The organism is uncultured Exiguobacterium sp., from assembly GCF_964277885.1.
Taxonomy (GTDB): Bacteria; Bacillota; Bacilli; order Exiguobacteriales; family Exiguobacteriaceae; genus Exiguobacterium_A.
In genome coordinates this window covers 1,057,944-1,070,232 of the sequence record NZ_CAXYJR010000005.1, presented here as the reverse complement: position 1 = coordinate 1,070,232, position 12,289 = coordinate 1,057,944, and the positions used below count along the sequence as shown (strand labels likewise).

11 protein-coding genes and 1 tRNA gene are annotated in these 12,289 nt (G+C 39.5%); 4 read left to right on the top strand and 8 right to left on the bottom strand.

From position 1 onward, the window contains the following. Nucleotides 1-2 precede the first annotated feature (2 nt). Complete coding sequence (locus tag ACHWTJ_RS07080; RefSeq protein WP_394679311.1) at nucleotides 3-680, top strand: amino acid ABC transporter permease; 678 nt, start codon at nucleotides 3-5, stop codon at nucleotides 678-680. 88 nt (nucleotides 681-768) lie between these two features. On the opposite strand, the gene ACHWTJ_RS07075 is transcribed toward ACHWTJ_RS07080, so the two are convergent. Continuing rightward, complete coding sequence (locus ACHWTJ_RS07075; protein ID WP_394679310.1) at nucleotides 769-2,610, bottom strand: putative bifunctional diguanylate cyclase/phosphodiesterase; 1,842 nt, start codon at nucleotides 2,608-2,610, stop codon at nucleotides 769-771. A 145-nt stretch (nucleotides 2,611-2,755) separates the two neighbouring features. Here ACHWTJ_RS07075 and ACHWTJ_RS07070 point away from each other — a divergent pair, with 145 nt between their 5' ends. Then, nucleotides 2,756-3,385 (top strand): FMN-dependent NADH-azoreductase, encoded by a 630-nt coding sequence (locus ACHWTJ_RS07070; protein ID WP_394679309.1) that lies wholly within the window; start codon nucleotides 2,756-2,758, stop codon nucleotides 3,383-3,385. Here the strand turns inward: ACHWTJ_RS07070 and ACHWTJ_RS07065 are convergent. The 6 genes from ACHWTJ_RS07065 to ACHWTJ_RS07040 all read right to left on the bottom strand — a co-directional run bounded on the left by ACHWTJ_RS07065 (nucleotide 3,382) and on the right by ACHWTJ_RS07040 (nucleotide 8,088). Beyond that, nucleotides 3,382-4,257 carry a helix-turn-helix domain-containing protein gene (locus ACHWTJ_RS07065; protein WP_394679308.1) on the bottom strand — a complete coding sequence of 292 codons (876 nt, stop codon included), beginning with the start codon at nucleotides 4,255-4,257 and terminating at the stop codon, nucleotides 3,382-3,384. The two genes, ACHWTJ_RS07070 and ACHWTJ_RS07065, sit on opposite strands and share 4 nt — an antisense overlap. A 28-nt stretch (nucleotides 4,258-4,285) precedes the next feature. Then, entirely contained in the window at nucleotides 4,286-5,152 is an 867-nt protein-coding gene (locus ACHWTJ_RS07060) for a helix-turn-helix domain-containing protein (protein WP_394679307.1), read from the bottom strand. A gap of 36 nt (nucleotides 5,153-5,188) precedes the next feature. Next, entirely contained in the window at nucleotides 5,189-6,070 is an 882-nt protein-coding gene (locus tag ACHWTJ_RS07055; protein ID WP_394679306.1) for a helix-turn-helix domain-containing protein, read from the bottom strand. A gap of 80 nt (nucleotides 6,071-6,150) precedes the next feature. After that, entirely contained in the window at nucleotides 6,151-7,029 is an 879-nt protein-coding gene (locus ACHWTJ_RS07050) for a helix-turn-helix domain-containing protein (RefSeq protein WP_394679305.1), read from the bottom strand. 11 nt (nucleotides 7,030-7,040) lie between these two features. After that, on the bottom strand, nucleotides 7,041-7,928 hold the full coding sequence (locus ACHWTJ_RS07045; RefSeq protein ID WP_394679304.1) for a helix-turn-helix domain-containing protein: 888 nt from the start codon (nucleotides 7,926-7,928) through the stop codon (nucleotides 7,041-7,043). An 89-nt stretch (nucleotides 7,929-8,017) separates the two neighbouring features. Continuing rightward, nucleotides 8,018-8,088 (bottom strand) — tRNA-Thr (locus ACHWTJ_RS07040). A gap of 437 nt (nucleotides 8,089-8,525) precedes the next feature. Between ACHWTJ_RS07040 and ACHWTJ_RS07035 the strand changes: the two genes are divergently transcribed. Beyond that, nucleotides 8,526-9,701 (top strand): MalY/PatB family protein, encoded by a 1,176-nt coding sequence (locus ACHWTJ_RS07035; protein ID WP_394679303.1) that lies wholly within the window; start codon nucleotides 8,526-8,528, stop codon nucleotides 9,699-9,701. Between the two features lie 260 nt (nucleotides 9,702-9,961). Then, nucleotides 9,962-11,434 (top strand): sodium/proline symporter PutP, encoded by a 1,473-nt coding sequence (gene putP / locus ACHWTJ_RS07030; RefSeq protein WP_294741068.1) that lies wholly within the window; start codon nucleotides 9,962-9,964, stop codon nucleotides 11,432-11,434. A 56-nt stretch (nucleotides 11,435-11,490) separates the two neighbouring features. Here putP and ACHWTJ_RS07025 read toward each other — a convergent pair whose 3' ends face one another. Further along, entirely contained in the window at nucleotides 11,491-12,282 is a 792-nt protein-coding gene (locus tag ACHWTJ_RS07025) for a class I SAM-dependent methyltransferase (protein WP_394679302.1), read from the bottom strand. Nucleotides 12,283-12,289 lie beyond the last annotated feature (7 nt).

Genomic DNA, 12,289 nt, shown 5'->3' with positions numbered 1-12,289 from the left:
CGATGTCTTCGATTGATTGGCGGTCCGTCTTCAATCCGGAATTGGCGGTCGAATCGTTTCCTTATATTTTAAGTGGACTGGGACAGACGCTATGGATTTCCTTGCTCAGTATGACCATTGGTCTCGGAATCGGGTTAATCCTTGCCCTTTGCCGTCTGTCTCGTTTTCGAGTATTGCGTATTGGAGCGAGCGCCTACATCTCGTTCATGCGAGGTGTTCCGATTCTCGTGTTGCTGTTCATGTTGTATTTTGGACTGCCGGTCATCAATATTCAACTGGACGCGTTAACAGCAGCAATTACCGGTTTTAGTTTGAATAGTGCTGCGTACATGGCTGAAATCATTCGCTCCTCCTTGTTATCGATTGATCGTGGTCAAGAAGAGGCGGCAGCTTCGCTTGGTTTATCGCGATATCGAACGTTCGTTGGTATTATTTTGCCACAAGCGATCCGAATCGCCATCCCACCGCTTTCAAACGTATTGCTTGATCTAGTCAAAGCCTCGTCGCTTGCCGCCATGATTACTGTCCCTGAAATTTTTCAAAAGGCAAAGATCGTCGGTGGACGCGAATTCGACTATATGACCGTCTATTTTGTGGTAGCGTTCATTTACTGGGGAATCTGCTCCTGTATCGCAGTCATTCAAGAGATTCTCGAGCGCCGTTTTGCCCGGTATCTCTGATTTATTATCTCGTATACGGCAATGCAAACAGGCGATGGAATGTGTCCATCGCCTGTTTGCTTATTAAATTAAATTGTGCGATACCTGTTTATCCTTCCCGATACATCGTTAAAAAATGTTCTAATTGCCGTGGTTGTAGTGGGCGGTGGAAGAGATATCCTTGTAACGTCTGACATCCTATACGTTCAAGCAATGTTGCTTCTTCTTCAATTTCAATTCCTTCTGCTACGATTGTCATATCTAATCGTTTTCCCAATTGAATGATCGTCTCGATCATCGCTCGTTTCTTTTCAGAATGAATTGCTTCTTGAACAATTTCTTTTGGAATTTTCAATTGATCGAACGGAAGTTCTACAAGCGATTGCATCGATGAGAAGCCGGTTCCAAAATCATCAAGTGCAATTCGTATGCCATACAAATGGAGTACGTTTAGCGTCTCTATGATTTGCTCGGTTCCTTCGATAAAAATGTGTTCCGTCATCTCGATTTCAAGAAGTGACGGAGGAAAACCTGTTTGCTTCAATATAGTGAGTACTCGATTCGTAAAATCAGGTTGTCGTAATTCCCACGGCGAAACATTCACTGAAATCGTTATAGGTTCCTTCCCTTCTTCCAACCAAGTTTTTCCCTGAAGACAGGCTTGACGCATGACCCATCGCCCTAATGTCTCAATGAATCGCGTTCTTTCTGCGAGTGGAATGAACTCAACTGGTGGAACAAAACCGTATTCCGGATGATTCCAACGAATTAAAGCTTCTACACCTGTAATTTTACGCGTTCGTGCATTGACTTGAGGTTGAAATAAAATAAAGAAGTCTCGATCTAATTCTGCATCGTATAAATCACGCGTTAGTTGAAGCGCTCGCTTCCTTTCATTTTGCGTTGCTAAGTCTGTGATCGCATACGTATTCTTTCGATTTGCTTTGGCTGTAAATAATGCAATCTCCGCATCATTGATGACATGATCTGTTGTTTCAGCGTTCATGTATGAAACACCGATGCTTGCAGTTACATTAATCTGCTTAAAGTCGATTTGAACACGCTCTGATACACTTATTAAAATGTCATCACATAGCGTTCGTGCATCGTGATGAGCTGGTGCGTGTAACAAAAAGGCACTCCCACTCGCTTTTGCAATCGTACAATCTGGAAAGCGGTTCATCAATCGCCGACCAATGATGTGTAATGTACGGTCACCAGTGCGGTAACCGAATGCATCATTTACAGTTTTGAAATCATCTAAATCCACGAGACAAATCATATCGCCGTCTTGTTTTTTATTATCCACTTCAATGACAAACGAAGAGCGGTTTGATAAACCTGTCACAGGATCCGTAAATGCTTGTTCTTGTAGACGGGCTAAGTAGTCAATATTTCTCTCGAGACGTGTCACATATTGATTATGAATCAGCAGACTGATAATCGTCGCAATTAATATGAGTCCGATCCGGGCGATATGGTCAGAAGCAAACATCGTCGTATTCTCTAGAAATGGAGTTTGATACCAAATATAAAGAAGAGAAACCGTCGTAATGCTTGTTGCATACAGCAGCATTGTCCGGTTGATGACGACTAAGGACGATAAAATGAAGAGAAGGGCACATGCCCAAACTGTTTGAACTCCCCGATCGATGAATGGAAAATATATATAAGGAATCAATAAAAAAACACTCGACATCATATGTGGTTTTAACCGGTCTGACAATGTACTTTTACCGATGAAGTATTGCACAACCCCGGCACTCGCAATGACGAGCGCGCGTATCCAATCCTCCCCGTTTAAACCGGAACGACTAAATAGGTTAGCAACAATATATAAAATGGCACCACAACTCGTCAAAACAAAAATGATCATCCCGAACAATTGATAATTTGCCCGAATTTCTCGATGATATTGCTGACTATTGGAAGAACGTCGCTGTGTTTTCACCGCCATCCCCTCTTTCTAGTTCCTGTCGTTTATTTTCCTTATCAGAACCGAAATAAAACCTGAATTTTCTAGAAATAATAAAAAAATGGGAAGTCATGATTTCGATTAGAATGGGAATAGATAGGTATAGAAAGGAGCGATCATTATGTCTCATTTACTATTTATCGAAGCAAACGATAGCACACATCAAAAAAAAGGCATTAGTTCTGAATTAAATGATGCCTTCCTGAATGCTTATCGTGAAAATCATCCTGAGGACAAAATCACCGTTTTGAATTTATTTGAGGAACGTCTCCCCTTCTTTGATTTAAAGCTTGCTAACGCGGCAGGTCGACTATTTAAAGGGGAGGAATTAACGGGAGATGATGCGATTCATGCGCAACGGCTTCAAGAATATTTAAACGGATTCTTAGATGCTGATAAGGTCGTTTTTTCATTTCCGATGTGGAACTTAACGGTTCCTGCACCGCTTCATAACTATATGGATTACCTCGCACAGGCTGGTCAAACGTTTCGTTATACAGCCGAGGGTTCGATCGGACTTGTTGAAGACAAACAAGTGCTGTTGATTCATTCACGCGGTGGTGATTACTCGACAAAAGAGAAAGCACCAAATGAACACGCGGTTCGCTATATGTTAGACTTATTAGCATTTTTCGGAATTGATGATGTATCGACAGTCATTTTAGAAGGGCATCAACAATACCCCGATCGTGCACTTGAATTGATTGAACAGGCACTTCGAGAGTGTCGACAATTTGGTATTTCATTTTAAGTGAGGAACAGAATATACTCTGCGTGTTCTTCCAGAAGCAGTTTTTCATGAATCGGCATATCAAATGCTCGAAATAAGGAATAAGCCATCGTAAAATCCCGTTGGATATCTGAGATATCACCACTCAATTGTTGAGTAAAGTATCCCCGTTGAAAGTAAAAGTGACCTAAATAATGACCGTCTTCCATCTGAAGACTTTCCTGAATACCTTGTTCGGTGATTTTTAGACCAGCAAGGTATTTTTTTTGCATAGACAGTTGTTGTCCATAATTATATAAAATCTTGATTCTAACTTTTTTTAATTCGATCGTTTCATATTTTAATTGAATCAAATTCTGAAAAAGGTCATCTGCCAATTCAAAATCACCATAATGGACATGCAGATTCGCCATCTCCAACTGAATCCGCAAATACAAAGTAGCTGAGTCAAACCAAAGGTGTTCCTTATTTAGTAACTGTTCGAATGATTGAACGGCTTCTAAGTAATGAAGTTGACCGCTTTTTTCCTGCACAATGATTTGATAAAATAATGCTAAATCACGTACTTGTTCATATCCTGCTGTAGACAATAGATGTTTGATCAGTTTAAGTGCATCTACATAATGATTAGTACGTAACAAATTTGCCAACTGTTCATCATACGATTGAAAGACATCACTTCGTAAATGATCTTGGAACAACATCGATAATGGTACTTTCAGCCGTTTTGCCACTTGTTGTAGCAAATCGATGGTAGGTGAATTTTTTCCGTTTTCGATTTTACTAATTTCAGCTTGGCTACAGATGCCTTCACACAACTCAGCTTGTGTAATCTTTTTTTCTTTTCGAATTCTTTTAATTTCATAGCCAATTGAGACAGGTAGATGTTTCAAAATATACTCCTTTCTTTCACTTTCACTATTACATTTGAAAGTAGAGAAATTGTTTTTTCCCTTTCAGGACTAGCGCGGCATGATTTTCATTATCAAAAGCAGTAAAAAGGGTGTAGGCATAGGTGAACGCATCACGAATATCGCGTTCTGGAGACATCAATTCTTCATAAAAACATCCCTTTTGATAATAGAAGTGACCTAACATCGCTGTAATTTTTCGTTCAACAGATAAAGCGATTCCTTTTTCAGTAATCTCTAGACCTGTTTCAAAATCATTTTGAAAATAAAGCTGTTGCGCATAGTTATATAGAACTTTACATAGTAACTTTTTTAGCGTATCGGTCGAATAATCATAGGTTAATAATTCTTGATAGATTTTTCTCGCGTATCGATATTGTCCGTTCAAATAATAATAGTTTGCGACTGACATCCGGATACGTAAGTAAAGAACAGGATACTCTGTTTCCATTTGTTGTTCATCCGATAAGCGAAGCAACTGAGAAATACATGTTCGATAATCGATATCTTTTTTCCCTTCACGAGCGACCCATTCAAAATAATGAATCAATAACTGAACGGAAGCTGGAAGGTTAATCGGTAAACGTTTCATGAATTCAAGCATCTCATCATATTGACGTTGCCTAGAAAAGTCCGATAGTTTTACATCATAGCGCTCAAATAGATTTATTTCATTTGAATCGATGAAGATTTGATCCATTGAAATACGTAACTTTTGAGAAAAACGTTGAACAAGATCAATCGTTGGTATTACTTTCCCAGTTTCAATCTTACTTAATTCCGCTTGACTGCATACACCCTTCGCTAATTCTTTTTGTGTCAATTTTCTTTCAATTCGTAGTTGTTTGATTTGTTTACCAAATGACTCGATACGCAACGATTCTCCTCTTCTCTCGTAAATTAAGAAGTGATCCTAGTCAGGCATTAACTGTAAAAAAGAACATTTCGTCTTTATAACGATTTCAGCATATTGTTTCATCTGAAAGGCAGAAAACAATTCATAGGCCATCATATAGTCATGTTTCGTCTGCATGCCGTCTACTTCCATCCGTTCATGAAACTCGCCACGCTGATAATAGAAGTGTGCTAAGTAGGATGTCTGTTTCAATTTTCGACTGAGCAGTATCCCTTCCTCAATGATACCAAGTCCCTTATCTGACTGATTCAATTTATATAATAACTTCGCATAATTATAAAGGACTTTAAGTCGTTCTTCTTTTAAACCGTTGATTTCTGCCGTTAACTGCAATACGTCATCAAATATTTTTTCTGCTTGTTGATACTGTTTGCACTCCGCATATAAAATGGAGAGCGCCATCTTGACTCGAAAGTAAAGAATTGGGTCCTGCACCTGTAAATCTTCTTGATCAATCAATCGTGTAAATAAAACTGAGGTCGTTCGATAATCAACATGATGCTGCCGGTAGGCAACTACGATTTCATAGTATCTTACTATGCGCCTTACTTCATCAGATAATCGACTCGAAGAGACTTGTTCTATAACATAGAGGCATTCATCAAATTTATTTTCTCTCACTAGCTTACGAAGTGTTTGATCAAGACTATGAGCATGTTCCAAACGATGTTCAGCATCATCTTTAACGAGTTTGGATACAGGTACACGAAGTTTTTTAGCAAGTTGATGTAATAACTCAACGGTCGGAATCACCTTACCATTTTCAATTTTGCTAATTTCAGCCTGGCTACAGATTCCTGCACTGATGTCTTTTTGTGATAAACTGTTCAGCTGTCGATAAAATTTCAATGTTTCCCCAATTTCGTTTATAGTTTCCATATTATTATCCTTCACAATTCAATTATCTACAATTTTTCATTAAAAAACCCTCTTTTTTAACATGAAGGTCTCGCTTTCTATTAATTCTCAAAAGAAAATAATAGATATTCTCTCTTTAAGTCAACGACCAACTCTTTCGTTGTTTGAAATTCAAATGCATGTAGCAATGTATAGGCAACCGTGTATGTTTTTTGAAATAATGGGTTGCCTACAGCTTCTTGATAGTTACCTAGTTGAAAATATAAATGCCCCAAAAGAAAGGTTTGTTGGGAATCTAAGCATAAATTAATTCCTTTTTGAATAAAAATATGTGCTTCTTCAAACATGTCTTGATAGAGAAGAATTTGAGCGTGATTAAAATAAATTTTGATCAAAGAAGTAACATATAAAGAACTTTCAAGTTTTTCTAATAACGTTTCAATTTCGATAAAAGCGCTTGTAGTTAAATGATACAACTCATGTTCAGCATATAGATTGGCAATTGCTGTTTTAATCCGAATGAATAAGGAAATGGATTCGTTCCAAACATCATATTTGAACAATAGATTGCTTAACAAGGAGGCGGCCGTTCTAAAATCAAATCGATCTTGTTTCATATCTACGATAATCTGAAAATAAGCACTTAATATAATTAAGTTTATGTTATCTTCATGATTATATTTTGAAATGAATTGTATAATTTGATCATAATTTTCCTCTCGCAATAAGTTTGAAATCTTATGATCAAAAAGCTCAACTTCTTCGTTAACATAAAGATTTTCGAATAAAATTGCTATTGGACTATTTAATCGAACAGCAATTTTCTGTAATAACTCTACTGTTGGTGAATTTAAGCCATTCTCGATTTTACTAATCTCAGCTTGGCTGCAAATCCCTTCACACAGTTCTTTTTGAGTCATTTTCTTCTCGATACGTAATTGTTTAACCTTTGTACCAATTGATGAAGTTAGATCATTCATCGTTATACTTCTCACTCACTTCCATCGATGGGGAATAGTAATAAATCGGATATATGTGTTTCAAGAATTTTTTGGTATGCGTGATTATTCGTCGCAATGAAAAATGAATACGCAATCGTGTACGATTCTTTTATACTTGTCTCAGTAGCTTGTAACGACTCTAAAAAGAAACCCTTTTGATAATAAAAATGACCGAGATATGTTAAATCCTGTAACTCTTTTGTCTCTTCTATGATTAATTCGACTTTTTGTAATCCCTCTTCAAATCTTTTTAATCTATATAAATTACGTAAATAGTTATACATTATTTTCATTTTAATTTTTTTGTACTCACGTGTTCGGTAAGGCAACTTTAACAAATCATCATATATTTGATGAGAATGGTTAAATTCTTCATGATTCGTATAAAGAACTGCAATCGCCATTTGAATTCTCGTATATAGTAGAAATGACTTTTCAATCAATTTTTCTTCAGCTACCAACTTCAATAATAATGAAATACACGTTCGATAGTCATTATTTCCTTTTTCATATTCAAGTAACTGTTGATGATAACGAACTAACGCTTGAACCTCAAATGTTCGATTCGTTTTAGCATAGTTATCTAAATCCTTTTTCATTTCTATATAAGTTTTTTCTCTCATATGCCGCAACATCTTTTGATCGATTTCATTCAATGTTTGAGCAACTATTTCGTCTTCAAAAAATTGCGTAACTGGGATTCGGAGTCTTCGACAAATTTGTTGTAATAAATCGATCGTCGGTGAGTTTCGATTATTTTCAATTTTACTAATCTCAGCTTGGCTACAAATCCCTTCACAAAGTGCTTTTTGTGTCATTCCTTGTTTTTTTCTTTCTTGCTTAATTTTATCGCCCACGGAATGAATGGCTGGATGCATAACGGTCACTCCTCAAATCAAAAATAATGAACTCACAAAAAAAGTCCTTCGTTTCAAGTATATATTACTTGAGACGAAAGACGTGTGTATGCTTCCGGCGAGAATCGAACTCGCACTGCAGCATTACCATTGCTGAGGTCTGCCATTAACCTACGGAAGCTTGAAAACCTGATTTTAGTATAACTTATAAAAAAAGACAAAACAAGAAGTCAACATGATTTCATGCAACTTCTTGTCACTTTTTTACAGTGTTGTTTTCGTTAATGAGTTATCATAGACGACTAAAACTGAATAATGTTCATCCGCTTTAGACGCGACGAATGTTGAAAACTTTAACGTAATAATGGCGTTTGACCCTACACCGTTGTTCTCAAAAAATTCGTTCAGTCTTTCTTCTAATTCTTCAGGCGATCGCCCAACGACTACTTTAGAATGCAACATGATCATCACTCCGTTCTGTTATGGTAGGTTCGAGTTAAGTAATTACCTGATAGTATTAATGTTAAACCTGTTATTTTCCGACTTGCTCCTTCCTCTCTTTATCCGCTATGGTGAAATGGAGTCATTCAACTTAAAAAGAACAGGATGTGAAGTCTGATGGAAAAGATTAATTTCGATGAAACGATTGAAAAACGAAATACGGGATCCGTCAAGTGGGACGGACTTCAATCGCTTTATGGATCAGATGAATTGATTCCGATGTGGGTCGCCGACATGGATGTTCGTCCACCGCATCATTTGACAGAACGATTGACAAGACGTGCTGCCACAGGTCATTTCGGTTACTCGATGTTTGAAGAAGAAGCAAAACAAGCGATTCAGCATTGGTTTCAGAAACGATATGATGTAACGATCACTACCGATTCCATTCTTTATTCAAGCGGTGTCGTTCCGGGACTTGCGCATACTGTCTTGGCACTGACCGAACCGAATGATCAAATCATCATCCAGACACCAGTTTATCCTCCCTTTCATCAGATTATTCAGAATAATCAACGGCAAATCGTTGAAAATCCACTTCTTTTAGACGGTGAGACGTACCGGACCGACTTCCCGCTTCTTGAGCAACAAATGCAGACTGCGCAGATGATGATTCTCTGTAGTCCACATAATCCAAGCGGCAAAGTCTTCACTCAAGAAGAACTACAGCGAATTGTGGCACTTGCAAAACAGTATGATGTGTATCTTGTGTCCGATGAAATCCACGCGGATCTCGTCTATCGAGGTTCCGTGCACACACCTATTCTTGCCTTTGATTATGAAAAAATCATTTTAGTCAGCGCACCATCCAAAACATTCAACATTCCGGGTCTATATGCGTCTTATCTGGTCGTACCAGACACTTCGATTCGTCAACGAATCGAGCGTGTTCAGCAACGCCATTTCGTTCATCCAAACGCGTTGGCTTCAACTGCCATTTCGGCAGCGTATGGAGATGCTGCGAGTGAACAATGGTTAGCGCAACTCCTCGATTATTTGGAAGAGAATCGTGACCATTCCGTTCATCGTATTCGTCAAGAAATGCCGAAATTAGATGTTATCATCCCGGAGTCTACATTCTTGTTGTGGATTGATTTCAAAGCTTTCGAACTCGATAGTAAAACGCGTGCTGATTGGCTCGTCAAGGAAGCAAAGCTCGCTTTGACACACGGTTCTTCATTCGGTTCAGGTGGAGAAACGTTCGAACGCTTAAATATTGGGTGTCCTCGAGCTCAGCTCGATCAAGCACTCGACCGCTTAAGCGTTGCATATGAACGGTTTTGGGCAAATTGATCAGAACTGAATGATCCTAACTATTTAGGATCATTCTTTTTTCAATTAAATATTCAGAAATTTTTAATTAGTAGAACTTTAATAGGGACTAAAACCGTCCCAACCCCTTCAGGCACTAGGCATGGTGGTACTTTTCATGAAAATGAAGTAACTTGCAAAGTCGTTTTATCCCCTGTAAGGTGGGAAACATATCATTTGGCGAACAGGTCAATGCGTGCTTGATCGCTGAAAAAACTATTGCATTTGGAGGATTTAACTTTATGACGCAAGAATGGATTTCGATCATCCTGTATCTTGTTCTCATGTTGGCAATCGGTTATTTTGCCTACAAGCGAACGACGAATACAGAAGATTACATGTTAGGCGGACGCGATCTCGGTCCTGGTGTCACGGCATTATCTGCTGGTGCCTCGGATATGAGTGGATGGATGCTCATGGGACTTCCCGGCGCCATGTATGCGACAGGTGTTTCAGCACTATGGCTCGCACTCGGATTATTGATTGGCTGTTACGTGAACTACTTAGTACTCGCCCCACGTTTCCGACTTTATACAGAAATGGCGAATGATTCGATTACGATTCCCGACTTCTTAGAGAATCGCTTTGAAGACAAATCACGTGTGCTTCGAACTGTATCTGCACTCGTCATCATTGTCTTCTTTACATTTTACACATCAGCTGGAATCGTTTCTGGCGGAAAATTGTTCGTCAGCTCATTTGGATTTGATTATCACTATGGTATGCTCTTGACGATTGCGGTCGTAATCGCCTACACACTTTTTGGCGGTTTTCTCGCAGTTAGTTGGACCGATTTCGTCCAGGGCTGTATCATGTTCATCGCACTCGTCCTTGTACCGATCGTCGCCTTGACAGACGTTGGCGGAGTCGATGGAGCATACAACTATGCTGAAAACTTAGACCCTTCCCTATTTGATCCATTTAAAGGAACAACAGTTCTTGGAATCATCGGATTCCTTGCTTGGGGACTTGGTTACTTTGGTCAACCACATATCATTGTCCGCTTTATGGCAATTCGTTCCGTCAAAGATTTAAAAAGTGCTCGTCGCATCGGTATCGGATGGATGTTCATCTCTATCATTGGTGCCATGATGACAGGACTTGTCGGAATTGCTTATTTTGAAGGACAAGGAAATGGACTAGGTGACCCGGAAACAGTCTTCATCCGTTTCTCGGACGTCCTATTCCACCCGTATATCACAGGGTTCTTGATGGCTGCGATTCTTGCAGCGATCATGTCGACGATTTCATCACAATTACTCGTTACTTCAAGTGCGTTGACAGAAGATTTTTATAAGACGTTCTTGAAAAAAGACGCATCGGATAAAGAACTCGTCCTGACAGGTCGAATTGCCGTTCTTGTCGTTGCCGTCATCGCAAGTATTCTCGCGTGGAATCCGTCAGCGACGATTCTTGCACTCGTCGGTTATGCATGGGCTGGATTCGGTTCTGCCTTTGGTCCGATCATCTTGCTTTCTCTTTACTGGAAACGGATGACGAAACAAGGTGCACTAGCTGGTATTATCTCAGGTGCCTTGACTGTTATCATCTGGGTTCAACTCGGACTTAGTACGACGCTTTATGAAATGGTACCTGGATTCTTCACAAGCTTGATCTTTACGGTCGTTGTCAGCTTGATGACGAAACAACCGGTCAATGCCGTTCAGGAAACGTTTGAAGAGATGGAAGACGAATTAAAAGACGCCGTTCAATAATCAGCAAATAACAAGTAAGACCTCTGTCAAAAAATTGGCAGAGGTCTTTTTTTGACTTACAGTTCAATCACGCCATAATGCAACTTCGACGTCTTTCGCTTAGTTCGTTCAAACCCAAACCGTTCAAACAAGGGACTCTCGTAATGTGCTTTTAACACGATGCGCTGACGTGCCACACGCTTCGCCTCCACCATCGCTTGCTCGGATAAGGCTTCATAATTCGCAAGCGTTCGTAAAGCATCGAGATGCGTCGATTCTTCGACGGTCTGTTCGAACATAGGATCAAAGTAGATGACATCAAAGGAATTATCCGGACATTCTTTCAAATAGGCGAGATGGTGTTTGACTCTCACTTCAATTCGTCGCATCGCTTGATTGATCGGTTCGTAGGATTCTTCCCACCGTTTTAATCCGTTCTTGACGATAAATGCTGTCTCAACCCGACTTTCTAAGCCGGTAATCTGACCTCGCTCTCCGATGGCATGACTCATGACGATGGCATCTGCCCCAAGACCAAGTGTACAGTCAAGCACACGCATCCCTTCCGATAAGCGTCCGATCGCAACGAGAGGGTCGCCTCCACCTGCATCAATTTGTTTGATGCGAAACACCGCACTCGAAGGATGGAAAAAGAACGATGTCGTCTCGCCTAATGGATATAAATCAAGCCGTTGTTTATCGACGACAAGCACCGGTAATCCTGTCTCCTGTTGCAAGTGTTCTATGCTTTTTTTCTGACGCACGACGTAGATAAAATGTATCGTATCATCCGCTAACAACTGCTTCACACGATGATGCACGTCGTCAGTCGGACGAAGACATGTCGTCAGTCCAATGGTTGGTTTCATAATGTGT